The sequence below is a fragment of the Mesorhizobium sp. WSM4976 genome, from assembly GCF_029625685.1.
Lineage (GTDB): Bacteria > Pseudomonadota > Alphaproteobacteria > Rhizobiales > Rhizobiaceae > Mesorhizobium.
In genome coordinates this window covers 59,533-86,481 of sequence record NZ_JARTVT010000001.1, presented here as the reverse complement: position 1 = coordinate 86,481, position 26,949 = coordinate 59,533, and the positions used below count along the sequence as shown (strand labels likewise).

Genomic DNA, 26,949 nt, shown 5'->3' with positions numbered 1-26,949 from the left:
CATTCTGAACACGGGCGCATCGATGAACAGCAAGCGGTCCTATCTCGATACACTCAACGCCGGCAGGCAGCGCCGGCCGCACGCCTCGCTCGAAGAGCTGAACCGCTCGCTCGAAACGCTGGAGCAGCGGCTGGACCGGACGCGGGCCGACATGCCCGACCGTCCCGACCCGCGGCGGCCGACCGCAGAGCCGCGTTATCCCAGCACGCAGCCCTACGGGCAGGCACCGCGCTGGTATGAGGATTCCTCTTCCGCGCAAAGGCCCTTGGACCGGTCGCCGCAAAATCCGGCGCCGCAGAAGCCGCGGCCACAAGATCGCGCCCCGCAAAACCCCGCTCCCGCCTATCAGGCGATCGCGCGCGACATCGACCGGGTGCGCGGCCAGGAAGACAGCGTGGCCCTGGTGGGCAAGATCGCCGTCGAACTGCGCGGGCTGCGCGAGGAACTGCGCCACCAGATGACGGCCGGCCTGCAGCGAGAGTTCGAAGCGTTCCGCCAGGATATCGACCGCGCCCTGCAGGCCAACGGCCAGCGCGGCACCAATGGCCTGCCGGACAAGAGCAGCGTCGAGCTCGCCCTCGAATTCGAGCGGCTTTCGGGAGCGATCCAGTCGCTCGCCGAAAAAAGCGACGACCGCAGCGTCAATCTGCTGCGGCTGGAGCTGGAACAGGTAAAGGGCGCGCTGGACACGCTGGCGCGCGAAGAAAGCGTGCAAAAAGTCGACCGCCGCTGGGACGATTTCGACCGTCGCTGGAGCGCCTTCGAGGACCGCGTGGACGCCGACCAGCGCATGCGCGCGGAAGGCCCGAGCCTTTCAATGCTGACCGACCGGCTTGAGCAGATCAGCAGCGCCGTTAACAGCCTTCCGGAATCGCTTTCGCTGCACTCGCTGGAGGAAAAGGTGCGCACGCTTGCCGGTGCGGTCGACCGTTTTGCCGGCCAGCAGAGTGCGCGCGGCGGCGAAACGCTCGCCATGATCGACGAGCGGCTGGACGAAATTTCCCGTGCAATCGTCGCATCGACGGTCGCCGCGCAGACGAATGCCTTCGACCCCGAGACCTTTGGCCGGATCGAGAAGCGCATGGCCTCACTGGCGGTGCAGATCGAAGAGGTCGCGCAGTCGCGACCTGGCGCCGAGGTCATCGACCGCCTCAATCTTCTCACCAGTCGCGTGGACCAGCTGGCCGGCCGCGCCGACTTGCCGGAACAGGCCATGGAGCGGCTGGGCAAGCAGATCGCTTCCATCACCGACAAGATGGACCGCGCGCCGGCCATGCCCGACGCGGACCAGATATTCCAGGGCCTGGAGCAGCGCTTCGACGCGCTGTCGATGCTGCTCGAGCGCCGCCAGGGAGCCGCAATCGAACAAAGCAACGCATTGTTTCACGATCTCGAGCGTCGGCTGGACGAGGTGGCGGACAGGCTAGACCAGCGCATGCGCCAGGACGACAGCGCCGGCATCATGGAAGCGATCGACGCCCGCTTCACCGCTTTGGCCAAGCGCATCGATACTCGCGCGCCCGATCCCGCCAGCGATATGGCGATCCGCGGACTGGAAAGCCGGCTCGAGGATATTTCCAGCCGATTGGAATCGTCGGCGCAGCAGGTCGCCGGCATCGATCCGGCGCTGATCCGCAGCCTGGAAGCGCAGGTCGCCGGCCTGTCGGCGCATCTTTCCAAGCCCGGCACGCCGCTGCCCGAATTCGAGGACATCAGCCCGCGTCTCAACGAGATCGAGAAGTCGCTGGCCGGCACACGCGACTCCATCCTGAGCGTGGCGCGCGAGGCGGCCGAGAGCGCCGTCAAATCGCTTGCCGAGTCGACGTCAAGCACGGCGCAGACCAACGCGACCGCCGTTGCCGGCCTCGCCCAGGACCTGAAGACGCTCGAGGCGCTTACCCGCCGCTCCGATGAACGCAATTCGCGGACTTTCGAGGCGATCCACGACACGCTGCTCAAGATTGTCGACAGGCTGGGTTCACTGGAAGCGACCGAGACCAGCGAAGCGATGAGCGAGCTGGTCGATCCGCAACCGGCCAGCAAGCGCGGCCGCGGCGGCAAGATCGCGGTGCAGGACGCGCCTTCGATGGATATCGACCAGCCGCTGCCGCTCACCGGAGACATGGCCAGCCTTGAAGGCCGCGCCGCGGCGATCATGCGCGATGAACCGAGCGCGCCGCGCACGCCCGCCGAGGCTGCTGCAGCAGCCGCCATGGCGGCGCTTGGACCCGATGCGATCGGCGAAAAGAGCGAGACTGCCGGCCGCAAGAAATCGATGTTCAGCGGCCTGGCGCGCGCTTTCAAGGGCAAGAAGGATGCGGACACGCAGCCGCTTGCCGGCTCTGCGCCGGCCGCCGACGTGCCAAGCGTCGACATCGACGAACCGCTCGATCCCAAGGCCGCCAACCGGCCGTTGGAGCCCGGTTCCGGCGCGCCGGACCTCAACGCCATCATGAAGCGAGTGCGCGACGAGCGCGGCGCCCAGCCGGTCCGGCGCACCGACAGCGATGCCGCGAAGTCGGATTTTATCGCCGCGGCCCGGCGTGCCGCCCAAGCGGCCGCGGCGGAAGCCGATATGCTGAAGCGGCAATCGACCATGACCGGTCCGGTGAAGGCGCTGAGGATCGGCGACCTGCTCAAGGCGCGGCGCAAGCCGATCCTGATGGCGGCGGCCGCGATCATGATGGCGCTGGCCGGCTTGCAGCTGGGCAAGGCGTTTTTGTCCGATCCCGTCGAGACAGCCAACAACCAGCCCGCCCGGACCCCGCAGACGGTCGACACGGCGTCGCTCAACGCCACCACCGCGCCGCAAGCCGATACGCAGAAGACCAACACGCGGAAGATTGATGCTGCAGCCGCACAGGCCGAAAGCGCGGCTCCCCGACCCGTCAGAGAGGCGGAGCCCGTCCAGGAGACGGCACCAGCCGCGTCTGTCCCCGCAAGCCCCGAAAGTGCGGCTGCCATGCCGGCCGAACCGGCACCCGCACCGGTGGCGCTTGCAGCGCCTATTGCACCTGCGCCGATGGCTTCGGCTGCGCCATCCGAACCCGCCGCTGCGGCTGCTGCCGCAACGGACACGGACGTCGACACGCAGCCGGCGGCCAAGGAGCCCGTGACGGCCAATCCGGCAGCGAACAGCGCGCCGGCGACCACTTCAGCCGACACGACAGGTACCGTGCCACCGGCCGTGAGCCAGACGGCCGCCGCCAAATTCGACATTCCGTCCGAAATCGGTCCGGTAGCGCTGCGCGACGCTGCTGCCGGCGGCGACGCCAAGGCGCTGTTCGAGGTCGGCTCGCGCTATGTCGAATCGCGCGGCGTGAAGGAGGACATGAAGGCCGCCGCCAAATGGTACGAGCAGTCGGCCGAACTCGGCTTCGCGCCGGCCGAATACCGCATCGGCAATTTCTACGAAAAAGGCATCGGCGTCACGCGCGACATCAAGAAGGCCAAGACCTACTACCAACTCGCCGCCGAGCAGGGAAACGCCAGCGCCATGCACAATCTGGCGGTGCTGTTCGCCATGGCGGCGGACGGCGTGACCGACAATGAATCTGCCACGCACTGGTTCCAGGAAGCCGCCGACCTCGGCGTCAAGGACAGCCAGTTCAATCTCGGCATCCTGGCGGCCAAGGGTGTCGGCATGAAGCAGAACCTGGAGGAGTCCTACAAGTGGTTCGCCCTCGTCGCCAAGACCGGCGACAAGGATGCCGCAGCCAAGCGCGACGAGATCGCCAATGCGCTGAGGCCCGAGCAGCTCGAGCGGGCACGTGCCGCGACGGAACTCTGGAAGGCCAAGCCGCTCAATGCCGCCGCCAACTCGGCCGACATTCCGGAATCCTGGCAGGACAGCGCGCCGCAGACCACCGCCGGCATCGACATGAAGAAGGCGGTGAAGAACATCCAGCTGATCCTCAACAAGAACGGCTATGATGCCGGCGGGGCCGACGGCGTGATGGGCGGCAAGACCAAGAATGCCATCATGGCCTTCCAGACCGACAACAAGATGACGCCGACCGGCGAGATCGATGCGCCGCTCGTCAAGGCGCTGCTTGCGAAGAAATAACGGCGGGCGCGTCGCATACGCGACGCCTTGCCACACATTTGCCTGTTAACTGATTGAGATGGTTTTTGTTTCGGCGCGGCGGCGAGGGTTCGACCCGGCCGCCGCGCCGGCGCAATAAAAAATTGGTTTTTCGGTGCGAAACTGCTGGGGACGGCGGCGTTCGCCAAAAGGCAAACTGATCGAGACAGACGGGTGGGCATCTATCTCCCGATCGCGGAAATTTCCGTCAACGTCTTCGTGCTGCTGGCGATGGGCGCGGCGGTGGGCTTCCTGTCGGGCATGTTCGGGGTCGGTGGCGGCTTCCTCATCACGCCGCTGCTGATCTTCTACAACATCCCGCCGGCGATTGCCGTCGCCACCGGCGCCAACCAGGTCATCGCCTCTTCCTTTTCAGGCGCGCTGTCGCACTTCAAGCGCGGCACGCTCGACTTCAAGCTGGGCGGCGTGCTGCTGGCCGGCGGCATCGTCGGCTCGACGGCCGGCATCTACGTCTTTGCGCTGTTGCGCCGGCTTGGCCAGTTGGACCTTTTCATCTCGCTGCTCTACGTGGTGCTGCTCGGCACGGTCGGCGGGCTGATGCTGGTCGAAAGCCTCAACGCGCTGCGCGCCAGCCGCAGCGGCGCGGCGCCCGTGCTGAAGAAATCCGGGCAGCACAACTGGATCCACCGGCTGCCGTTCAAGATGCGCTTCCGCGCCTCGAAGCTGTTCGTGAGCGTCATCCCGGTGCTCGGGCTCGGCGCCGGGATCGGCTTCCTGTCGTCCATCATGGGCGTCGGCGGCGGCTTCATCATGGTGCCGGCTCTGATCTACCTGCTCAAGGTGCCGACCAATGTCGTTATCGGCACCTCGCTGTTCCAGATCATCTTCACATCGGCCTACACCACGCTGGTGCATGCCACGACCAACCAGACGGTCGACGTGATCCTGGCCTTCCTGCTGATGGCCGGCGGCGTCGCCGGCGCGCAATATGGCGCCAAGGCCGGCCAGAGGCTGCGCGGCGAACAGTTGAGGGCGCTGCTGGCGATGCTGGTGCTGGCCGTTGCCATCCGCCTTGCCGTCGATCTCTTCGTGACGCCGCCCAATCTCTATTCGCTGTCCGCCGCGGGCCTCAACTGATGGCGGGATTGAGAGCGTTTGCAGCCGCCGTTCCGTTGTCGATGCTCTTTGCCCTTTCACCGGCGATGGCGCAGACGCCGCCCACCGAAAGCATCCAGATCGGCCTTTCGACCGATGCCATTTCCATCACAGCGGGCTTCTCTGGCGCCGACCTCACCATCTTCGGGTCGCTGGAAAACCCCGACCCGCTGATCGCGCGCCAAGGGCGCTACGACGTCGTCGTCGTGCTCGAAGGGCCGCCGCGCCCTGTCGTGGTCCGGCGCAAGGACCGTGTGCTCGGCGTCTGGATCAACCTGGACTCGGAGACGTTTGAGAACGTCCCGGTCTCCTATTCCGTCGCGACGACGCGGCCGCTGCAGGACATCGCCGAGCCTGCCAAATACAAGCAGCTCTCGCTCGGGGCACAGAACCTCTACCTGAAGCCCGCCGACGAAACCGGCAGCCCGGCGACCATTGAGGAATTCACCGCGGCACTTCGCGAGCGCAAAGCGGCGACGGGCCTCTACAGCGAGAATGTCGGCGGCGTGCAGTTCCTGTCGCAGAACCTCTTTCGCGCTACCGTGCGGCTCGCGCCCAACGTGCCGGTCGGCACGCACAAGGCACGCGCCTTCCTGTTCAAGAGCGGCATGTTCGTCAAGGAAAGCTCGGCCCAGCTCGAAATCCGCAAGTCCGGTTTCGAGCAGTCGGTCTTTCGAGTCGCGCATGACTATTCCTTCCTCTACGGCGTGTTCGCCATATCGCTTGCCATGCTGACCGGTTGGCTGGGCCGGATCATCTTCCGCAAAGATTGAAGACGAAAAGGGTTTCCCTCCGAGCGGTCATGCGATAAACCGCCGCCTCCCAGCCCAAGGGTGAACAAGCACAATCAATTCGGCAGAGCGGTCCGGTCATCCGGATGACGGCGCGCTTGGCGTCGTCGGCAACCCTGCCACAAGGCAAGGACAGGAGGCTGCGATGCAATCGGCATTCGGCGGCATCGATTTCGGCACGTCCAATTCCACCGTTGGCGTGATCCGCGGCGGCCGGGCGCGACTGGTGGCGTTGGAAGGCGATCAACCCACATTGCCCAGCGCCGTCTTCTTCAATTTCGAGGACGGCTACACCTATTTCGGCCGCCGCGCGATCAGCGACTATACCGACAGCATCGAAGGCCGGCTGATGCGCTCGCTGAAGAGCGTTCTCGGCAGCTCGCTCGCCAACGAGAAGACCCGCATCAAGGCGCGCCAGATCGGCTTCATCGACATTGTCGGCATGTTCGTCGGCCATTTGAAGAAGCGGCTGGAAGAAGACGCCGGCGGTCCGGTCGAAAACGTGGTGCTCGGCCGGCCCGTGCAATTCGTCGATAACGACACGGCCGCCGATGCGAAGGCGCAGGGCGAATTGGAGAAGGCGGCGCGCGCGCAAGGCTTCAAGCATATCGCCTTCCAGTTCGAGCCGATTGCCGCGTCGCTCGACTACGAGCAGAAGGTCACCCGCGAGGAGCTGGCTCTGATTGTCGACATGGGCGGCGGCACATCCGACTTCTCGATTGTGCGGGTCTCGCCGGAGCGCGCGCGCTCGAGCGATCGCAAGGCCGACATCCTCGCCAATCGCGGCATCCATATCGGCGGCACCGATTTCGACCGCCTGCTCAGCATCGCCCATGTCATGCCCGAGCTCGGCTATCTGACGCGGACCAAGGACCACAAGCGCAACCTGCCCGCCGCCTATTTCATCGACCTCGCCACTTGGCAGCGCATCAATCTCGTCTACACCGCCAAGGCGATGAACGACCTGCGACAGATCCGCTACGAGGCCGAGCGCGCCGACCTCGTCGACCGCTTCATCCATGTCGTCGAGCACCGCTATGGCCATGCGCTGGCGGGCCTGGTCGAAAGGGCGAAGATTGCGCTCACAGACCAGTCTTCGGCCGAAGTGAAGGTGTCGCTGCCCGGCGCCTGCTTCGCGGCCAAGATCACGCGCGCGGGACTGGAGGAGACGATCCACGGCGACATTGAACGCGTGACCGCGACGGTCACGCAGACGATCGCCGACGCCGGCGTCGATGCCTCGGCCATCACCGCCGTGTTCCTCACCGGCGGCTCGACCGCGATCCCGCTGGCGAAGCGGGAAATCCTGTCGATGGTGCCGCAGGCAGCCGTCATCGAAGGCGACATGTTCGGCTCGGTCGGCCTCGGCCTCGCGCTCGACGCGCAACGGAAATACGCGTGATTATTCGGCGCTTGCCGGCACTTCCGCCTTGCCGGCGAGATGCGCCTTCAGCGCCATCTGGGCCAGGCTCGGCTGACGGTCGCGGTGCGTGATCATGGCGAAGTCGCGCTTGGGCAGCTCGACCGGCACGGCCCGGAGGCTGCCCTCCGCCAGTGAGCGTGCGACGACGAGTTCCGATATGATCGTGGCTCCCGCGCCCGCCTCCACCGCCTGACGCACGGCCTCATTGCTGGGCAGAACCAGGAATATCTGCAGCTCCACTGGCGGAACCTCCTGGCTGTGCGCGAAATCCTCCAGCGCCTCGCGCGTGCCCGATCCGCCTTCCCTGATGATCCAGCGCAACGCCCTGATGTCGAGGTTGCCCGCCCTCATCATCGGGATTTCAGGATGCGAGCGCGCCACAACCAGCATCATGCGGTCCTCGTCGACCGTGGCGCGGCGCAAGATGTCGGACTCGGTGCGGCCCTCGACCAGGCCGAAATCGGCGCGGCCATCCAGCACATTGGTCTCGACCTGCCTCGTGTTGCCGATGGTGACGCTCAGCTTCACGGCGGGATAGGTCTCATGGAAGGCAGCCAGGCGACGCGGCAGCCAGTAGCTGGCGATGGTCTGGCTGGCCGCGATCGACAGGCTGCCGGCGATGGTTTGCGAGACATCCTCCAGCACGCCCCGGGCGGCCGCGGCGCGATCCAGCACCGCCTTCGCCTCCGGCAGAAAACGATAGCCGGTCTGCGCCAGTTCGATGTTGCGGCCGACCCGGTTGAACAGGCGCACGCCATGCTGGCTTTCGAGCGCGCGGATAGCGGCCGACGCAGCCGACTGCGAGATGCCCAGCCGCTCGGCGGCCTTGGTCATATGGCCGTGCTCGGCGACGGCGACGAAGATGCGCAATTGGTCGAGGGTCATGAGGAACTAAGAAGCAAAATCGATCGGAATTACAAGAGCTACTTGTTAGACGCATCAATGGCTTTGTTCTAAGTTTTCGCCTGAAGTTGGAAAAAATTGGCCGTCAACGCCCAAGAGTTGGAAATGATGGGGCGCTTCAAATCCCTATTCGCGCATTGGAGCCGCCGGCTGAAGCGGCAGCTGGCCGGCGAGCGCTATCATCCTGAGCTTCATTATATGCGCGGCCCGGGACCCAAGACGAAGGCCAAGATGGCGAACGGCAAGAGCGTTCGCGGATCATGAGCAAAGCCGCGCCGCGCGGCGCCAACTCCGCACCCTCGCAACGGCCGCTTGCCGATACTCACGCACCGAATGAGGGCGACGGCGTCGAGACCTCGCCCAGTGTCTCCGACCGCATCGCCAAGACCACCTGTTACATGTGCGCCTGCCGTTGCGGCATCGACGTCCACCTCAAGGACGGCAAGATACGCTACATCAACGGCAACAAGGACCATCCGGTGAACCGCGGCGTGATCTGCGGCAAGGGCAGCGCCGGCATCATGCAGCATTACAGCCCGGCGCGGCTGAGGAAGCCGCTGCTGAGGACAGGCCCGCGAGGCTCGGGCGAGTTCCGCGAGATCGAGTGGGACGAAGCGCTGGCCATCGCCACCGAACGGTTGTCGGACATCCGCCGCACCGATCCGAAAAAACTCGCCTTCTTCACCGGCCGCGACCAGTCGCAATCGCTGACCGGCTGGTGGGCGGCGAAATTCGGCACGCCCAATTTCGCCGCGCATGGCGGATTCTGCTCCGTCAACATGGCGGCGGGCGGGCTCTATACGATCGGCGGCTCGTTCTGGGAGTTCGGCGAACCCGACTGGGACAACACGAAATACTTCATGCTGTTCGGCGTTGCCGAAGACCATGATTCCAACCCGATCAAGATCGGCCTCGGCAAGCTCAAGACGCGCGGCGCCAAGGTGGTTTCGATCAACCCCTGCCGCACCGGCTACAACGCCATCGCCGACGACTGGATCGGCATCAGGCCGGGCACCGACGGTCTGTTCGTGCTGGCGCTGGTCCATGAATTGCTCAAGGCCGGCCGCGTCGACCTCGACTATCTGCTGCGCTACACCAACGCGCCGGTGCTGGTCGTGCAGGAGCCGGGCGCGGTCGATGACGGGCTGTTCGTCCGCGATAGCGACGGCAATCCGCTTGCCTGGGACAGGGTGGCGAAGCGGCCGGTCAATGCGGCCGACCCCGAAGCAAAGCCAGCGCTAACCGGCAGCCATGAGGCCGGCGGGCGGCGCTGCGTGCCTGTCTTCCAGCTCATCGCCGAGCGCTATCTCGACGAGATCTATTCGCCGGACGCCGTGGCGGAGCGCTGTGGCGTAAGCGCCGAAGCGATCCGGCGCATCGCGGCCGAATTGGCGCATGTCGCCTTCGAGCAGGCGATCGAACTGCCGATCGCCTGGACCGACTGGGCGGGACGTCGGCACGAGACGATCAAGGGGCGTCCGGTCTCGATGCATGCCATGCGCGGCATCTCCGCCCATTCCAACGGCTTTCATACCTGCCGTGCCATCCATCTCTTGCAAGTGCTGCTCGGCGCGATCGACGTTCCCGGAGGCTTCCGTTTCAAGCCGCCCTATCCGCGCTGCGCGCCGCCGGGGCCGAAGCCATGCGGAAAAGACGCCCAGCCGATGACGCCGCTGGACGGCATGCCGCTCGGCTTCGTCTGCGGGCCGGACGATCTTCTGGTCGACGGAGCCGGCCGGCCCACCCGCATCGACAAGGCCTATTCCTGGGAAGCGCCCCTGGCCGCGCATGGCTTGATGCACACGGTGATCCGCAACGCCTGGGCCGGCGATCCTTATCCGATCGACACGCTGATGATGTACATGTCGAACATGGCGTGGAACTCGTCGATGAACACGGTCGAGACGATTGCCATGCTGACCGAGAATGACGAGGCGAGCGCGTACAAGATTCCCTTCATCATCTATTCCGACGCCTATTACTCGGAGACCGTACCGTTCGCGGACCTCGTGCTGCCGGACACCACCTATCTTGAGCGGCACGACTGCATCAGCCTGCTCGACCGGCCGATCAGCCATGCCGACGGGGCCGCCGACGCCATCCGCCATCCGGTGGTGGAGCCGGACCGCGACGTGCGGCCGTTCCAGTCGGTGCTGATCGAGCTCGGCGCGCGGCTTGGCCTGCCTGGCTTCGTCGAGGAGGACGGCTCTGCGAAATACCGCGACTATGCCGATTACATCGTCAGCCACGAGCGCACGCCCGGCATCGGTCCGTTGGCCGGCTGGCGCGGCAAGAATGGCGGCTCGGTCGGCAGGGGCGACGTCAATCCGGACCAGTTGCAGCGCTACATCGACAATGGCGGTTTCTGGCATCACGAGTTCGCCGACGACCAGCGCTATTACAAGATGGGCAACCGCGCCTATCTCGACTTCGCCGTCGAGATGGGTTTCATCGCCAAGGCCGAGCCGATCGTCTTCCAGCTTTATTCCGAGCCGATCCAACGGTTCAGGCTGGCAGCGCGCGGCCATGGCAAGGTGCAGCCACCCGACACCGAACGCGGACGTATCGAAGCCTATATGGACCCGCTCCCCTTCTGGTACGCGCCCTTCGAGGACAACGCCGTCGACCTCGAAAAATATCCGCTGCATGCGCTGACGCAGCGGCCGATGCATATGTACCATTCCTGGGGCTCGCAGAATGCGTGGCTGCGGCAGATCACCAGCCAGAACCGGCTGTTCGTGCATCACCAGACGGCCAGCAAGCTCGGCCTTGCCGACGACGACTGGGTGTGGATCGAAAGCGTCAACGGAAGGGTGAAGGGCCAGATCAAGCTGATCGATGGCGTGAACCCGGACACGGTGTGGACCTGGAACGCGATCGGCAAGCGGCGCGGCAGCTGGGGGCTGAAGGACGATGCGGCCGAGAGCAATCGCGGCTTCCTGCTCAACCACATTATCGGCGATCAGACGGCGGCCGACGCCAACGGCAAGCGCTACTCCAATTCGGACCCGGTCACCGGACAGGCGGCGTGGTTCGACGTGCGCGTGCGCATCGTCAAATGCACGGCGGACGAAGCCGGCTTCACCGAGCCGCAATTCGAGCGTTTTGCACAGCCGCCACATTTCGAACCTGCGCCCGAAGTGCTTCGCTTCGGCGCGGAATTCCGCACGAAGGGGGAAGCCGCCGAATGACCTGCCTTCCCGCCCGCACCGAGAAAAAGCTCGGCCTCGTCATCGATCTCGACACCTGCGTCGGCTGCCAGGCCTGCGTCACCGCCTGCAAAGAGTGGAACACGGGCGGGCATATGGCGCCGCTGACCGATGTCGATCCGTATGGCGGGCATGTCGACGGCGTCTGGTTCAACCGCGTGCACAGTTACGAACATACGACAGAAAGCGGCAGCCGCACGGTGAACTTTCCGCGTTCCTGCCTGCATTGCGAGACGCCGGCCTGCGTCACCGTCTGCCCAACCGGCGCCTCCTACAAGCGTGCCTCGGATGGCATCGTGCTGGTCGACGAGGACAAATGCATCGGCTGCAAGCTGTGCAGCTGGGCCTGCCCCTATGGCGCGCGCGAGTTCGACACGGATGTCGGCGTCATGAAGAAATGCACGCTCTGCGTCGACCGTATCTACAACGACAATCTGGCGGCGGAAGACCGCGTGCCGGCCTGCGTCGCCGCCTGCCCGACCAGCGCCCGGCATTTCGGCGACCTCGGCGATCCGGCGTCGGCGATTTCACAGCTGGTCGAGGAGCGCGGTGGCGTCGCGCTGATGCCTGAGCTCGGCTATAAGCCGACCAACCGCTATCTGCCGCCGCGTCCCCGCGGCGAGCGGGCGGCGAAGGTCGACGCGCCGGCGCTGGAGCCGATCAAGGCCGAGGGTGGGTTCCTCGGCTGGATCGACCGCATGCTTTCGAACTGATCATGCATCCCGCTTTCTCGGTCGTCTTCTTCACAACCGCTACCGGCGCCGGATACGGCCTGCTGGCGCTGCTCGGCGTGCTTGGCGGCTTCGGCGTGATCCAGGCCGATTTCTGGCTTGGCTTTGTCGGCATGGCGCTTGCTCTCGGCCTCGTCGTGGCCGGCCTGCTCTCCTCGACCGGCCATCTCGGCCGGCCCGAGCGCGCCTGGCGGGCCTTCTCGCAATGGCGCAGTTCGTGGCTGTCGCGCGAGGGCGTGGCGTCGGTCGCGACTTTCATCCCCGCCGGGCTGTTCGGCATCGGCTGGGTGTTTTTCGGCAAGAGCGGCGGCTGGGTGGCTGCCGCCGGCCTGCTGACGGCGGCAGGTGCTGTCGCGACGACCTGCACCACCGGCATGATCTACGCCTCGCTGAAGCCCATTGCTCAATGGCGCAGCCGCTATACCCTGCCGGCCTATCTGATTTTCGCAGTCATGACTGGAAGCGTTCTCGCCAACGCTTTGCTTCAGGGGTTCAAATTGGGTTCAACAGCGGTGCTGATCTGCGCCCTGGTCGCCACGCTTTTCGGCTGGGGCTGGAAACTTGCCACCTGGCGATACAATGATCGCCTCGATATTCCGACCACCGCCAACACGGCAACCGGCCTGGCCGGAGGCACGGTGCGGTCGATCGAATGGCCGCATACCGAAGAAAACTACCTGCTGAAGGAAATGGGCTTCCGCATCGCGCGCAAGCACAGCGCGCGGCTGAGGCGGATCGCACAGGCGTTGGCCTTCGCTGTGCCTGCCACCCTGCTGGCGATCATATGCTTCCTCCCATGGCCCTTGGGCGCGATCGCATCCCTGCTTGCAGCCGCCGCGCAGTTGACCGGCATGCTTGTCGAGCGGTGGCTGTTCTTCGCCGACGCGAAGCATACGGTCACGCTCTACTATGGAAGGTGAGGCTATTTCAGCCAGGCCTTAGCATCGAGCCGGAAATCGCAAAAATGCGCTCGGCGCCGAGCATATAGGCGACCAGCGTTTCCAGGCGGAACAGGCCTGCATAGGCCCGGTCGAGCACGTTGAGCGAGCCGGTATAGGCACCGAAGGCCGGCATGACCATTCGGCCGCCGTCGCCGGCAAAGCAGCGCCGCCTGACGGAGCGGCCGCGCTGGACTATGCGCGCGCAGGGGTGGAGATGGCCAGATATCTCACCCTCGACGCGTAGCTTCGAAGGCTCGTGCCGGAAGACGAGCGAGCCGATGGCTAGTTCGTTGACCGTTTCGCCGGGCAGGTCGGCGGGCGCTTCCGGGTCGTGGTTGCCAGCGACCCAGAACCAGTCGCGCCCTGCCATCATCGCTTCCAGGCGCTCGCGGAAGCTTTGGTGCATGCGCTCCGCGCCGCCGCGGTCGTGGAAGGAGTCGCCCAGGCTGACGACGATCCGCGGCTGATAGTCGGCAATCACCGCCTGCAGTCTGAGCAAGGTCGCGCCGGTGTCATAAGGCGGGATCAGCGCGCCCCGCCTGGCGAAGGAAGAGCCTTTTTCGAGATGCAGGTCGGAGACGGCGAGCAGCCGCAGATCGGGGAAATAGAGCACGCCACGTCGGTCGCAGACCGCGCGCTCGCCAGCGATGCCGACAAGGTCGGCCTCGGCGATCAGCGTTGCGCGCGACAGCGAAAAATTCATCCCCTCTTCGTCCTATCTTCAGTCAGTCATCTCGGGCCCCCATGGCCTCTTCGACAAGGGTGGCGGCATCCATCAATAGCGTCTCGTCCGCCTCGCCATTCACCGGCATCTTGCCGATTTCGAGCATGATCGGCACGGCCAGTGGCGATATCTGCTCGAGATTCTTATGCATGATTCGACCGCGGATGCGCGAGAGCATCTCGGCAAGTCTGCTGACATCGAGCAACCCTGTCGCAGCATCCGTGCGGGTTGCCTGCAGCAGAATATGGTCGGGTTCGTGGCTGCGCAGCACGTCATAGATCAGGTCGGTCGAAACGGTCACCTGGCGGCCGCTTTTCTCCTTGCCCGGATGGCGCTTTTCGATCAGTCCGGAAATCAGCGCGCAGTTGCGGAAGGTGCGCTTCAACAGCCAGCTATCGGCAAACCAGGCCTCGAGATCATCGCCCAGCATGTCCTGATCGAACAGGGTGGCCAGCGACGGTTTTCTGTTCTTGAACATCCAGCCCATGTCGGCCAGCGACCAGATGGCCAGCGCATAGTCGGTCGCCACGAAGCCGACCGGCTTTGCACCCGCGCGATCGAGCCGGCGGGTGAGCAGCATGCCGAGCGTCTGGTGCGCAAGCCTGCCCTCGAACGGATAGGCCACGAGGTAATAGCGGTTGCCGCGCGGGAAGGTTTCGATCAACAGGTCGTCGCGTTTCGGGAGGATGGACTTGTCCGCCTGGAACCGCAGCCAATCCGCGACCTGCTCGGGCAGTTTCTTCCAGCGTTGCGGGTCGTCGAGCATGGCCCGCACCTGCTCGGCGAGGTAGGTCGAAAGCGGGAATTTGCCGCCGCCATAATAGGGCACCTTCGCGTCGCTGCCCGGCGCGTTCGAGACGAAGCACTCGTTCTCGCGGATGCCCTCGAAGCGCAGGATCTTGCCCGCGAACATGAAGGTGTCGCCATGGGTCAAAGTCTCCAGGAACGCTTCCTCGATCTTTCCCAACACCCTGCCGCCGCGCGATGCTGCCCCCCTGCTGCCGGCCCGGACGTAGCGCACATTGAGCGCGGGCACTTCGATGATGGTGCCGACATTGAGCCTGTATTGCTGGGCGACGGCCGGATTTGAAACCCGCCACAAGCCTTCCTTGGTCTGCCGGATGCGGGCATAGCGCTCGTAATTTCTGAGCGCGTAGCCACCCGTGGCGACGAAGTCGATGACCCGATCGAATGTCGGCCTGTCCAGGCTGACGTAAGGTGCGGCCGTCCTTACTTCATCGAATAACGTATCGGCATGGAAGGGCGCTCCGCAGGCGCAGCCCAGCACGTGTTGCGCCAAGACGTCCAGGCCGCCATTGACCAGCGGCGGCGTATCCTGAGCGCCGAGATAATTGGCATCGAGCGCGGCCCGGCATTCCAGAACCTCGAAACGATTTGCCGGGATCAGGATCGCCTTCGACGGCTCGTCCATGCGATGGTTGGCGCGGCCGATGCGCTGCGCCAACCGGCTGGCCCCTTTCGGTGCGCCGACATGCACGACAAGGTCAACGTCGCCCCAGTCGATGCCGAGATCCAGCGTCGAGGTGGCGACGATGGCGCGCAGCGCGTTCTCGCCCATCGCCTTCTCGACGCGGCGGCGCTGGGCGACGTCCAGCGATCCGTGATGAAGGGCGATCGGCAAGGTGTCTTCATTGACGCGCCATAACTCCTGGAACAGCAGCTCAGCCTGGCTGCGCGTGTTGACGAACAGCAGCGTGGTCTTGTGCCGCTTGATCTCGCGATAGATTTCCGGAGTGGCGTAGCGCGCCGAGTGCCCGGCCCAGGGAACGCGTTCTTCGGAATCGAGAATCGAGATGTCGGGCTTGGCGCCGCCCGTGACGACGATGAGTTCGGACATGGCGCCAGGTGAGGCCTGACTGACCAGCCAACGCCGCAATTCGTCCGGCTCGGCCACGGTGGCCGACAGGCCTATGGTCTGCAGTCCGGGAACGAAGGCCCGCAACCGCGCCAAGCCGAGCGCCAGCAGATGCCCGCGCTTGGATGTGACCAACGAATGCAGTTCGTCGAGCACGACGTAGCGCAAATCCTCGAAGAAGCGTCTCGCGTCGTTCGAGGCGATCAGCAACGCGAGCTGCTCTGGCGTGCTGAGCAGGATATCGGGCGGCGCCAGTTTCTGCCGCTGGCGCTTGTGCGAAGGCGTGTCGCCGGTGCGGGTCTCGATGGTGACGGGCAGTCCGATCTCCTCGACCGGCTTGCCAAGATTCCGCTCGATGTCGACGGCCAACGCCTTGAGCGGCGAAATGTAGAGCGTGTGGATGCCGCGGCGGCCTTCGCCCGGCTTCCTCTTGGGACGGTTGGCGAGCGCCGTGAGCGACGGCAGGAAACCGGCCAGGGTCTTGCCGGCGCCGGTCGGCGCGATCAGCAGCACCGATTGGCCGCTTTGCGCCTTCGCCAGCAGCTCGAGCTGGTGGGCACGCGGCGACCAGCCCTTTTGACCGAACCATTTGACGAATGGCTCGGGCAGGAGAACGGCGGCATTCTGTTCGGCAAGGCGCGGCTGCTCGGTCACGCGCAACAGGTAACGCGGCGGCACGCGATCGCCAAGGAAAATCGGAACAAAAGGGGATCGGAGTTTCTCGCCCCGTTCGCGAGGAGAGTATGCCCGCAGGCAAGCCAAGGCAGCTACAGCCAATGGGAACATTCAAGGGCTGTAGCGGTTCCTTCTGACCAGGAGGAGCAGCTATGGCAGACGACAAAACCAAGCGCGATTTCCGCGACCGGGATCGAGTCTCAGCAGACGAGGATTACGAGGTCCGCTACTTCGCCAAACAGCATCGGATCACGCCCGAGCAGGTTCGTGAACTGATCCGCAAGCACGGCAACGAGCGCAAGACGCTGGAACGCGAAGCAAGGAAGCTGCGGGGGTGAAGATTCACCAACTGGGCCCCATTGGGGGACGGCGGCATGGCGGCGAGGTGATCAAGGAGTCCAATCAATTCCTGCTATGCCCCGTCTGCCGTCAGCCATCGACTTGCGCGATTTGCGGCAGGTGATCTGGCACCAGCGGCCAGACCATGACCCGCTCGAACTCGATGCGTAGCAGAACCGTCAACCGTGGCTGTCGGACGCGACGCGGCGATACGGAAAGCAATTGCGAATGTGCTTATTGAAAAAGCGCCCTTTGACGAACGACGAACGGAAGGCCGCATAGGTCTCCGGGGGCACGCCCTCAAACTCATAGCGCTTGCCACTGGATACAAACCACACGCAGAGAATCCTGCGGGACGGATCGTATTCGGTTTTCCTGATCGAGGTGGATGGCATTTGCGGCCAGCCCCATTTGCCTGGATGATCCTGATCAGTGGAATAGGACAGCCGAGAACACCGCTATGCCGATCGACACTGGAACGGCCACGAGCAAGCACGTTTCGACAATCAGAGTTTCTTTGTCATTGAACATGGAAAGGCAATGCTTTTCCAAGCCTTAGGTTCCGACCAGGAAAAAGGTCGACCGACGAGGGCTGGCGGGCGGAGTAAGATCATGGCCTCCGAAACCCCGTCGGGACGCCATAGAGATAGCCGATGCGCTCGACCGCTTGTTTCAGCCCCTCGCGTGAGACCAGCATGGTGTGGCCGTTGGCGTGGATCATGTCCCTTTCGTCGGTCATGATGGCGACATGGCCCTTCCAGAAGACGAGGTCGCCGCGCCGGAGACCTGAATAGTTCGGACCCGGCTCGAACGGCGTGCCGATCGACGCCGCCTGCATGTCGGAATCGCGCAGGACGTCCTTGCCCGTCATGCGCATCGCCAACTGCACGAGGCCGGAGCAGTCGATGCCGAAGCCGGAGACGCCGCCCCAGAGATAGGGCGTGCCCAGGAAACTCTCGGCGACGGTGACATAGTCGTCGGCCAGCTTGGCGATCGGCTGCAGATGGCGAGCGATAATCGCCTGGCCGGAGGGCAGCAGCGCATAATGCGTGCCGCGGGTTTCCGCCGAGCCGCTCACCGTCACGGTCGAGCCCATCGATAGCTGCCTATCTATCGGAAATCGCAGATCCGGGCCGGGATAGAGGAAGGTGCGCGGCACGCAGACGATGTGGGTCAACGCATGGTCGCGCGCGGCAAGAAGATTGTCCGCCACATAGCCGACATAGCCGTCGCGCTCGGCCTGCACCCAGGCCCATCCTTGCGCGTCCTCGAAGACGAGCACGTCATCGCCGAACAGCGCCTGCGTGTTCACGCCGGAATCGGGGCGCGGCGCCTTGCGCAGGTCGGCCACCGACGCCGTGATCCGCGCTGGGCGGCCGGTGACGAAGCGGTCGGCGGCAACCTCGCCTTTCAGCCTTGCGTCGGCAAGATCGGAGCGGAAGGCGTGAAGGCGGGCGTCCCTTGCGGTCAAATCGATAATCCAGTCGTCAGCGATGAGGTCAGATGGGCAATTCCTGGGCCCTGGCGACGATACCATCGCCGAAGCGCTCGACAAAGAGCGCGCCTTCCACCGTGCGCCGGATGAGCACGTTGCGCTTGTCGAGCTCGTCGCGGTGGCGCGAGACGAGCTTCAGCGCGCCCATCGTGTCCAGCGCCCGGGTGATGACCGGCTTGGTGACGTTGAGCCTGGCGGCCAACCCGCGCACCGTGTGCGGCGGCGGATCCAGATAAATGGTGAACAGGATCGCCGTCTGGCGCATAGTGAGATCGGGCTCGCCATCGCGCACCTGGGCCAGCATCACCTGCTGCCACAGTCGCAAGGCCTGGCTCGGGCGCATCGAGATCGACATCGCCCAAGCATGCCGGCAAATTGTTTCGGTTCCGTTTCAGTGGCGGGCGCCCAACAATTGCTCAGGTAAATCGCTGCGCAATTATCCGTTCCAGCGCACGGATGCCTTGCGCCTCGCCGCCGGTCAGGCCGTGGGGACGATCGGCCGGGTTCCAGGCGAAGATGTCGAAATGCGCCCAGCTGTGGGTCTTCTCGACGAAGCGCTGGAGGAAAAGCGCCGCTGTGATCGATCCGGCAAAGCCGTCGGTGGTGACGTTGTTGATGTCGGCGATCTTCGAGGAAAGCTTTGCATCGTAAGGACGCCACAAAGGCATCCGCCACAGTGGATCCTCGACCGCCACGGAGGCAGCGGCCAGATCGGCGGCCAGCGTCTCGTCGACGGTGTAGAAAGGCGGCAGATCGGGGCCAAGGGCTACTCGGGCTGCGCCGGTCAGCGTCGCCATGTCGACCAGAAAGGCGGGGCGTTCCTCATCGGCCAGCGCTAGCGCGTCGGCCAGGATCAGTCTGCCTTCTGCGTCGGTATTGCCGATCTCAACCGTGATGCCTTTGCGGCTCCTCAGCACGTCGCCAGGCCGGAAGGCATTGCCGGCGATCGAATTCTCGACGGCAGGGATCAGCACGCGCAACCGGACATTCAATTTCGCCGCCATGATCATGGAGGCCAGGCCCAGCACATTGGCAGCGCCACCCATGTCCTTCTTCATCAAAAGCATGCCCGACGAAGGCTTGATGTCCAGGCCGCCTGTGTCGAAGCAGACGCCTTTGCCGACCAACGTCACCTTCGGCGCAGCGCTCGGTCCCCAGGTCATGTCGATCAGCCGCGGCGCGTCGGCGGAAGCTCGGCCGACAGCGTGGATCATCGGGAAATTCCACGCCAGAAGATCGTCGCCGTGGATTGCGGAAATATCTGCGGCATGGGCGGCCGCCAGTTGCCGGGCGGCTTCTTCCAGTTCGACCGGACCGAGGTCGCTGGTCGGCGTGTTGACGAGATCGCGTGTCAGGAACACGCTATCGGCGACGCGGCGCACATGCGTGCCGTCCGCGCCTTCCGGGAGCGCGAAGCGCAAGGCCTTGCCGGGTTTCTTGCCGTAGCGTGTAAAGACATAGCCGCCCAGGACAAGCGCGAGCGCGGCGAGTTCGGGTTGCGCCAGGTCCGACGCAAAATACCAGTCTCCGTCCGGCAGCGCCCTTGCGAGCGCGCCCAGAGCAAGCGCGCTTTCGCCGTCGCCGGTGCCGAACAGAGCGCCGGCAAGGCCGCCTCCGTCGCGAGGCAAGATGAGCGTGCGCCCTGCCTCGCCGGAAAAACCGTTGGCCCTTGCCCAGGCGATGGCAGCCGGCGGCAATGCCGCGGCTTCAACGGCGTCCTTTGCCACCAGATAGACAGGCAAGGCGGCTTCCGGCTTTTGTTCGACGAGTTCGACAGGCATGCGATGATCTCCGGCCGAACAGGATGAATCGGCTTCTTAACGGTCCGTTAGGGTTAACAGAATATTTCTGCGGGAGGGAAGACGGCCAGCCTATGGCCGCACAGGAATGGAGACCGGGCGCCGATGCCGATCAAAGCGTTGAACCATAGAGCCAGGCGTCTGATCAGCACGGCCTTCATCGCGGCTCTTGCAGCCAGTGTGGCAGGTTGCGGCAGCACCAGCCAAATGACCACCGGCTCCATCTCGCGCTCCGACAGAAGGCCGCTGGAGACGATGTCGGCCGGGGAACTGCACACCGCCACGTCCAGACTTGGCGAATCCTACGCCCGCAATCCCAATGACAAGCGCATGGCGATGAATTTTGCGGCGGCGCTGCAGATGGACGGCGATGCCGATCAGTCGCTCGCCGTGATGCGCAAGCTGGCGATCGCCTATCCCAAGGATCGCGAGGTGCTTGCCGCCTATGGCAAGGCGCTCGCCGCCAACGGCCAGTTCGAGCCGGCGCTCGACGCCGTGCGTCGCGCGCAGACGCCCGAATATCCGGACTGGAAGCTGGTGTCGGCGGAAGCCGCGATCCTCGACCAGATGGGCCAGAAGGACGAGGCGCGTCAGGACTACCGCAAGGCGCTGGAACTCAAGCCGAACGAGCCTTCGGTGCTGTCCAATCTCGGCATGTCCTATGTGCTCGAAGGCGACCTGCGCACGGCCGAGACCTATATGCGCTCGGCCGCGCAGCAGCCCGGCGCCGACAGCCGGGTGCGGCAGAACCTCGCGCTCGTGGTGGGCCTGCAGGGTCGCTTCGACGAGGCCGAGAAGATCGCCTCGCAGGAATTGTCGCCCGAACAGGCGCAGGCCAACGTCGCCTATCTGCGCCAGATGCTTGCTCAGCAGAATGCCTGGAGCCAGCTGAAGGATCAGGACAAGAACAAGGCGAAAGTCGCCACGAACTGACGGACGTCGCCAGGCGGTGCCCGCTCCGACAACCCAAAAAGCCGCGCGGACGCCGCGCGGCTTTTTGCTTGATATGAAAGGCTCTATCCCTTTGTTTTTACGCAATTCCGGACGGAAAACCGCCCAACACCTTTCCTGAAGTTGCTTTACCGGCTCGAGGAGCTGTGCTGGTCGCCGAAGATGCCGCGCTGGCTGACCTGGATGCCGGCCGGGCCCAGGATGATGGCAAACAGAACCGGCAGGAAGAACAGGATCATCGGCACGGTGAGCTTCGGCGGCAGTGCCGCGGCCTTCTTCTCGGCCGCGTTCATGCGCATGTCGCGGCTTTCCGAAGCGAGCACGCGCAGCGCATGCGCCACCGGCGTGCCGTAGCGTTCGGCCTGGACCAGCGCCTGCGACACCGACTTCACCGATTCCAGGCCGGTGCGGCTTGCCAGGTTCTCATAGGCGATCTTGCGATCCTGCAGATAAGACAGCTCGGCATTGGTGAGCACGAATTCCTCGGCAAGCGCGACCGACTGCGCGCCGATTTCGTCCGCGACCCTGCGCAAGGCCGCTTCCACCGACATGCCGGATTCCACGCAGATCAGCATCAGGTCGAGCGCGTCCGGCCACGCCAGCTGGATTGACTGCTTGCGCTTGGTCGCCCGGTTGTTGACGTAGAGGATGGGCGCGTAGAAGCCGCCATAGGCGACGACGACACAGACGAACAGCTTGATGACAGCCGGCTGCTGCGGCAGGCCGCCGAGCACGAACAGATAGACGGCCGCCAGCGCAAAACCCACGAATGGCAGGACGAGGCGGAAGAAGAGGAAGCGCGTCAGCGGGTTCTGGCCGCGGAAGCCCGCGACCTTGAGCTTCTGGATCGTGCTTTCGTCGGCAAGCGCGCGCTTCAGGTCCAGGCGGTCGACGATGTTGCGCATGCCAACGGACTGTTCCTCGCGCAGGCCCTTGCGGCGCCGGTCGGCCTCGCTGGCCAGCCGCGCGCGCTGCTCGGCGCGCAATCTGTCGCGTTCGAGCGCCACGGACTTCATGCGCGATTTGAGCGACGTGCCGCCGAACGCCGGCATGAGGGTGAACACGGTTGCGAACACCGCGATGCCGACCAGCATCGCGATCAGGAAGGAAGGGTCGGTGAGTGTTTTGACGACCTGTTCTGTCACCGGATCCGCGCCCTACACTTCGAAGTTCATCATCTTACGCATCACCAGGATGCCGATCGACATCCAGACACCCGAGCAGCCGAGGATCAGGTTGCCGACACTGGTGGTGAACAGCGGCATGATATAGGTCGGGCTCGACAGATAAACGAGGAAGGCGACGACGAAAGGCAGGGCGCCGATGATGACTGCAGATGCCTTGGCTTCCATAGACAGGGCCTGGACCTTGGCCTTCATCTTCTTACGGTCGCGCAGCACGCGCGAAAGGTTGCCCAGCGCCTCCGACAGGTTGCCGCCGGCCTGCGATTGGATCTGGATGACGATGCCGAAGAAGCCGGCTTCGCTGCACGGCATGGTCTCGGACATGCGCATGGCGGCGTCGGGGACCGACATGCCCATCTGCTGGGAATCGACGATGCGGCGGAACTCCGACCGGACCGGCTCGGGCGATTCGTTGGCGATCAGGCGGATCGCGTCGTTGAGCGGCAGACCGGACTTGACCGCACGCACGATGATGTCCAGCGCGTTCGGAAACTCTTCCAGGAAGGCCTTGACGCGACGTGCGCGGCGAAACGAAACGAACCAGCGAGGCAGGCCGAGCCCGCCCACCAGCAGGGCGCCGGGCAGAGCCCACAGAGGCGCACCGACGAAAAAGAGAAGGGCCGTCAGGATGATGCCGCAGGCGGCGGAGTACAGGTAGAAGCGCTCGATCGGGACCTGCATGCCGGCCTGGCGGATCTGGACCTTCAGCGGCGGTTTCTTGACGTTGCGATCGTTGGTCTTCTGTTTCTCCTCGAGCTGCTTGAGCGAGTCCTGAAGACTTTTGCGCCGCTTGACCGCCTCCGCCGTCCGATCGCGCGTGGCTTTCACCACCGACCGGTCGGTTTCGGCCGTCTTGATGGTCTGAAGCCGCTTGCCGGCCTGCTTCTCATTGTCGATGCGTGTGAACAGGAAAGCATAGGCCACCGCGCCAGCGCTGAAGCCGGCAAGCACGATGAACGCCAATACGGTGGTGTCAATTCCGAACATCGACCGGTATCTCCAGGGCATTTCGCTGTTTCAAAGAAACGGCGAACCGCCCCACTTCCTTGTTTAGACGCAATGCCAGACGAAAAGCCGCTTCACACTTTTCCTGGAATTGCTTCGATCTCCAGATGCCTCAGTCAGTGCGTTTCTCCATCGCCTCGAGCGCATTGGCGAGGCGCTGCTCCTCGCCATAATAGCGGGCGCGGTCCCAGAAATGCGGGCGGCCGATGCCCGTCGACACATGCTCGCCGACCAGCCGGCCGCTCGAGTCTTCGCCTTTGATGTTATAAAGGACGAGATCCTGGGTGATGATGACGTCGCCCTCCATGCCGATCACCTCGGTGATGTGGGTGATGCGGCGCGAACCGTCGCGCAGGCGGGCGGCCTGGATGATCACGTCGATGGAACCGACGACGATCTCGCGCACCGTGCGCTGTGGCAGCGAATAGCCGCCCATGGCGATCATCGATTCGATACGATTGAGGCATTCGCGCGGGCTGTTCGAGTGGATCGTTCCCATCGAGCCGTCGTGACCGGTGTTCATCGCCTGCAGAAGGTCGAACACTTCCGGTCCGCGCACTTCGCCGACGATGATGCGCTCGGGCCGCATGCGCAGGCAGTTCTTGACGAGGTCGCGCATGGTCACCTCGCCCTCGCCCTCGAGATTGGGCGGCCGGGTTTCGAGACGGACCACATGCGGCTGCTGCAGCTGCAGTTCGGCCGAGTCCTCGCAGGTGATGACCCGCTCCTCGCGGTCGATATAGTTGGTCAGGCAGTTGAGCAGCGTCGTCTTGCCGGAGCCGGTGCCGCCCGAGATGACGACATTGCAGCGAACACGGCCTATGATCTTGAGGATTTCCGCGCCTTGCGGCGAGATGGCGCCGAACTTGACCAGTTGGTCCAGCGTCAGCTTGTCCTTCTTGAATTTGCGGATGGTGAGCGCGGTGCCGTCGATGGAGAGCGGCGGCGCGATGACGTTGACGCGCGAGCCGTCGGGCAGGCGCGCGTCGCAGATCGGGCTGGATTCATCGACGCGGCGGCCGACCTGGCTGACGATGCGCTGGCAGATGTTGAGCAGCTGCTGGTTGTCGCGGAAGCGGACGCCGGTCTGTTCGACCCTGCCGTTGACTTCGATGTAGACGTTCTTGGAGCCGTTGACCATGATGTCGGCTATGTCGTCGCGGGCAAGCAACGGCTCCAGCGGTCCATAGCCAAGCACGTCGTTGCAGATGTCTTCGAGCAGCTCCTCCTGCTCGGAGATCGACATCGCGAAGTTCTTGATCGCGATGATGTCGTTGACGATGTCGCGGATTTCCTCGCGGGCGCTCTCGGGATCGAGCTTGGCGAGCTGCGACAGGTCGATCGTGTCGATGAGAGCTGAGAAAACCTGGCTCTTGGTGTCGTAATAGGTCTCTGAGCGCTCGCGCTGGACCCTTCGTGGCGGCTCGGGCGCCATCGGCGGCGCCTCGACGGGACGGCGAGCCGGCGGCGCGGCCGGCGCGCTGGACGCCGGCGCAGCCGGCCGCTCGGCCGTCATCGTTCCCGTCGAAGCGGGAACGGCGGGAGCCGACGCCGGCGGACGGAATTCGGGCGTCACCCGGTTGCCGTCGTCTTTGCCTCGCTTACCAAACATGATCGACTACCCGATGCCGCTCAAACAGCGTCACTTCTTGTTGCGCGAGAGCTTGCCGAGGATCGAACCCAGGCCGGCCTTCTTCTTTGTCTTGATTTCGCTACGTCCGGTCAGAACATGCGCTATCTCATTAATGGTGGCGACGACCGGGTTCTTGGCGTCCATCTCGGAGAGCATCCGGCCGTTGTTGGCGGCATTGCCGAACAGCAGCGGTTCGAAATTGATCACCGCCATAGGGGTGATGCCGAGCGGCTCGGCGAAATCGGAAGGTGCGATCTCCGGCCGTTTCGGCACACCTGCCTGGTTGATGATCAGCTTCGGCGGCGGATCGTTCGGGCGCAGCCGCTTCAGCATGTCAACCATGTTCTTGGTGTTGCGAAGATTTGCGAGCTCGGGCGTGGCCGTGATGACGATCTCGTCGGCCTTGACCAGCGTGCTTTTCGTCCACCCGCTCCAGATGTGAGGGACATCGAGAACCAGCAGGGGCGCGCTGCGCTGCGCCGTCTCGATGATCTGCGAGAACGCCTCGGCGTCGAAATCATAGACGCGCTCGAGCGTGGAGGGGGCCGCAAGCAGCGACAGATGCTCGGCGCATTGCGCGAGCAGGCGGTCGAGATAGACCTCATCGACCCGCTCAGGCGAGAATACGGCCTCTGCGATGCCCTGAGCCGGATCCTGGTCGAAGTTGATGTTGGCGGTGCCGAAGGCGAGGTCGAGATCAGCGATGACGACTTCGGATTTGAACAGCGACGACATCGCCCAGGCGGCATTGTGGGCAATGGTCGATGAGCCGACGCCGCCCTTGGCGCCGATGAAAGCAATCGAGCGGCCGATCGGCTCCGATTCCGGATCGACGAAGATCGAGGACACGACGCTGACGATGTCGGACATCGAGACCGGCGCGATGACATATTCGGAAATGCCGGAACGGATAAGCTCGCGGTAGAGCCCGACATCGTTGTAGTGGCCGATGACGACGACCTTTGACGACGGATCGCAATACTCCGCGAGCTGGCCGAGCTGCTCGAGCAGTTGCTTCGGCTCGCTGCGCGATTCCAGCAGGATCAGGTTCGGTGTCGGCGCGGACTGGTAGAACTCGATCGCGGTGGCAACCCCGCCCATATGGACCTTGAGATGGGCCTTGGCCATCCGGCGATCCTCGCCGGCGCGCTCCACGGGGCTGGCGACGCCTTCGGTCTCGCAGAAGGCCTGGATCGAAATGCGGGGCACGGGGCGCAGCGCCTGCATGGCGGCGATGTCCTGCTGCGAAAGGTCGCCGGTTTCCGCGGGCGTGTCGTAGGCAAGATTGCTCATCGTCATGCTCTTTCCGTGACTGCTCTCTTCGTCGTCCGGCGGCCTAGTAAGTCACTTCCGAGCTGCCTAGGAACTCATCCGAGATTCCCCTTGCGCGATATTTGTCGATCACCGCGCCACGGTTTTCGGCGTCGATCTCGGACTGCTTGCGCGGCCCGAGCAGATCGTTGGGATTGGCTATCTGGGCCGCGAGATTGTTCTGATAGGAGCAGCCGAAGTCGGCATAGTGCTTGTTCTCCGACGTCTCGGTCAGGTCGTCGGGCCAACGCCCGCATTTGTCGGTCTGGGCCCGCACCGCGACGAAGGCGACGCGCACCGGCGCGGATGCCTCCGGCACAGCCGACTGATAGGATGTCATGACGATGCGGTTGCGCTTGACGCCCGCCCTCATGGCGAGCCTGGCGAAATCGCGGCCTGCCGCCTGGGCGGCGACCTCGTTGGCGGATCCGGCCGGCATCGCGATCGTCAGCGCCGGCGCGGCGCTCTTGTCGTAACCGTCGAGAAAACCGAGCAGCGCGTCGCGTTGCGCGCCCGTCATGCCGCGATCGCCGGCGCCGACCGGCAGATCGATCTTCTGGTTCTTCTCGGCGATGACGATGGGATGCGTCGTGCGGTAGTCGTCGGGTATCGATCCGACCGTAACGCTGTCGCGATTGGCGCATCCGGCGAGCGACGTCGCAAGGGCGATTGCCAGTGCCGGGACCACCTGCCGGCGTATCCTTGCGATGCCGGATGCTGCCCGGACCGTCATGACCTTCGATGCTGACTTGGACATAT

General features: G+C 64.5%; 21 protein-coding genes. 9 read left to right on the top strand and 12 right to left on the bottom strand.

The features are described from left to right. Positions 1–22: 22 nt before the first annotated feature. From P9272_RS00405 to P9272_RS00390, 4 genes are all read left to right on the top strand, one after another. Entirely contained in the window at positions 23–4,066 is a 4,044-nt protein-coding gene (locus P9272_RS00405; RefSeq protein ID WP_278157986.1) for a peptidoglycan-binding protein, read from the top strand. Positions 4,067–4,258: 192 nt separating this feature from the next. Then, complete coding sequence (locus P9272_RS00400; RefSeq protein ID WP_095819366.1) at positions 4,259–5,182, top strand: sulfite exporter TauE/SafE family protein; 924 nt, start codon at positions 4,259–4,261, stop codon at positions 5,180–5,182. Then, on the top strand, positions 5,182–5,973 hold the full coding sequence (locus tag P9272_RS00395; protein WP_128256848.1) for a TIGR02186 family protein: 792 nt from the start codon (positions 5,182–5,184) through the stop codon (positions 5,971–5,973). Before P9272_RS00400 ends, P9272_RS00395 begins: the two co-directional genes overlap by 1 nt. Positions 5,974–6,136: 163 nt before the next feature. Further along, the gene (locus tag P9272_RS00390) at positions 6,137–7,393 is read left to right on the top strand and encodes an Hsp70 family protein (RefSeq protein WP_278157983.1); all 1,257 of its coding nucleotides are present in this window, start codon (positions 6,137–6,139) and stop codon (positions 7,391–7,393) included. Here P9272_RS00390 and P9272_RS00385 read toward each other — a convergent pair whose 3' ends face one another. Beyond that, positions 7,394–8,299: a LysR family transcriptional regulator gene (locus P9272_RS00385; RefSeq protein ID WP_278157981.1), complete on the bottom strand. Its 906-nt coding sequence runs from the start codon at positions 8,297–8,299 to the stop codon at positions 7,394–7,396. A gap of 278 nt (positions 8,300–8,577) precedes the next feature. Here P9272_RS00385 and P9272_RS00380 point away from each other — a divergent pair, with 278 nt between their 5' ends. Genes P9272_RS00380 through P9272_RS00370 form a run of 3 tightly spaced genes read left to right on the top strand, consistent with a single transcriptional unit; the run spans position 8,578 to position 13,177 of the window. Further along, the gene (locus P9272_RS00380; protein ID WP_278157979.1) at positions 8,578–11,508 is read left to right on the top strand and encodes a molybdopterin oxidoreductase family protein; all 2,931 of its coding nucleotides are present in this window, start codon (positions 8,578–8,580) and stop codon (positions 11,506–11,508) included. After that, on the top strand, positions 11,505–12,239 hold the full coding sequence (locus tag P9272_RS00375; protein ID WP_278157978.1) for a 4Fe-4S dicluster domain-containing protein: 735 nt from the start codon (positions 11,505–11,507) through the stop codon (positions 12,237–12,239). Before P9272_RS00380 ends, P9272_RS00375 begins: the two co-directional genes overlap by 4 nt. A gap of 2 nt (positions 12,240–12,241) precedes the next feature. Continuing rightward, the gene (locus tag P9272_RS00370; protein ID WP_278157975.1) at positions 12,242–13,177 is read left to right on the top strand and encodes a DmsC/YnfH family molybdoenzyme membrane anchor subunit; all 936 of its coding nucleotides are present in this window, start codon (positions 12,242–12,244) and stop codon (positions 13,175–13,177) included. 7 nt (positions 13,178–13,184) lie between these two features. On the opposite strand, the gene pdeM is transcribed toward P9272_RS00370, so the two are convergent. Both pdeM and P9272_RS00360 read right to left on the bottom strand, forming a co-directional pair. Then, on the bottom strand, positions 13,185–13,901 hold the full coding sequence (gene pdeM / locus P9272_RS00365) for a ligase-associated DNA damage response endonuclease PdeM (RefSeq protein ID WP_128256853.1): 717 nt from the start codon (positions 13,899–13,901) through the stop codon (positions 13,185–13,187). A 22-nt stretch (positions 13,902–13,923) separates the two neighbouring features. Then, a complete protein-coding gene (locus P9272_RS00360; protein WP_278158567.1) occupies positions 13,924–16,452 on the bottom strand; it encodes a ligase-associated DNA damage response DEXH box helicase in 2,529 nt (842 codons plus the stop codon). 173 nt (positions 16,453–16,625) lie between these two features. Here P9272_RS00360 and P9272_RS00355 point away from each other — a divergent pair, with 173 nt between their 5' ends. Next, positions 16,626–16,811, top strand: coding sequence for a DUF3606 domain-containing protein (locus tag P9272_RS00355; RefSeq protein ID WP_128256855.1), 186 nt, complete (start codon positions 16,626–16,628; stop codon positions 16,809–16,811). Between the two features lie 180 nt (positions 16,812–16,991). Here P9272_RS00355 and P9272_RS00350 read toward each other — a convergent pair whose 3' ends face one another. The 4 genes from P9272_RS00350 to P9272_RS00335 all read right to left on the bottom strand — a co-directional run bounded on the left by P9272_RS00350 (position 16,992) and on the right by P9272_RS00335 (position 20,088). Next, positions 16,992–17,207 carry a KTSC domain-containing protein gene (locus P9272_RS00350; RefSeq protein ID WP_278157970.1) on the bottom strand — a complete coding sequence of 72 codons (216 nt, stop codon included), beginning with the start codon at positions 17,205–17,207 and terminating at the stop codon, positions 16,992–16,994. Positions 17,208–17,422: 215 nt separating this feature from the next. Continuing rightward, positions 17,423–18,283 carry an NlpC/P60 family protein gene (locus P9272_RS00345; protein ID WP_278157968.1) on the bottom strand — a complete coding sequence of 287 codons (861 nt, stop codon included), beginning with the start codon at positions 18,281–18,283 and terminating at the stop codon, positions 17,423–17,425. Positions 18,284–18,311: 28 nt separating this feature from the next. Continuing rightward, on the bottom strand, positions 18,312–18,662 hold the full coding sequence (locus P9272_RS00340) for a MarR family winged helix-turn-helix transcriptional regulator (protein WP_112127927.1): 351 nt from the start codon (positions 18,660–18,662) through the stop codon (positions 18,312–18,314). A 61-nt stretch (positions 18,663–18,723) separates the two neighbouring features. Further along, entirely contained in the window at positions 18,724–20,088 is a 1,365-nt protein-coding gene (locus P9272_RS00335; protein WP_278157965.1) for a leucyl aminopeptidase family protein, read from the bottom strand. Between the two features lie 123 nt (positions 20,089–20,211). Here P9272_RS00335 and P9272_RS00330 point away from each other — a divergent pair, with 123 nt between their 5' ends. Beyond that, positions 20,212–21,039: a tetratricopeptide repeat protein gene (locus tag P9272_RS00330; RefSeq protein WP_278157963.1), complete on the top strand. Its 828-nt coding sequence runs from the start codon at positions 20,212–20,214 to the stop codon at positions 21,037–21,039. 146 nt (positions 21,040–21,185) lie between these two features. On the opposite strand, the gene P9272_RS00325 is transcribed toward P9272_RS00330, so the two are convergent. The 5 genes from P9272_RS00325 to P9272_RS00305 form a co-directional block, all read right to left on the bottom strand. Next, on the bottom strand, positions 21,186–22,202 hold the full coding sequence (locus tag P9272_RS00325) for a type II secretion system F family protein (protein ID WP_128256860.1): 1,017 nt from the start codon (positions 22,200–22,202) through the stop codon (positions 21,186–21,188). A 12-nt stretch (positions 22,203–22,214) separates the two neighbouring features. Continuing rightward, complete coding sequence (locus tag P9272_RS00320; protein ID WP_128256861.1) at positions 22,215–23,228, bottom strand: type II secretion system F family protein; 1,014 nt, start codon at positions 23,226–23,228, stop codon at positions 22,215–22,217. Between the two features lie 130 nt (positions 23,229–23,358). After that, positions 23,359–24,858, bottom strand: coding sequence for a CpaF family protein (locus tag P9272_RS00315; RefSeq protein ID WP_278157960.1), 1,500 nt, complete (start codon positions 24,856–24,858; stop codon positions 23,359–23,361). A gap of 30 nt (positions 24,859–24,888) precedes the next feature. Further along, entirely contained in the window at positions 24,889–26,172 is a 1,284-nt protein-coding gene (locus tag P9272_RS00310) for a CpaE family protein (RefSeq protein ID WP_278157958.1), read from the bottom strand. A 43-nt stretch (positions 26,173–26,215) separates the two neighbouring features. Continuing rightward, complete coding sequence (locus tag P9272_RS00305) at positions 26,216–26,947, bottom strand: CpaD family pilus assembly protein (protein WP_278157957.1); 732 nt, start codon at positions 26,945–26,947, stop codon at positions 26,216–26,218. Positions 26,948–26,949: the final 2 nt, after the last annotated feature.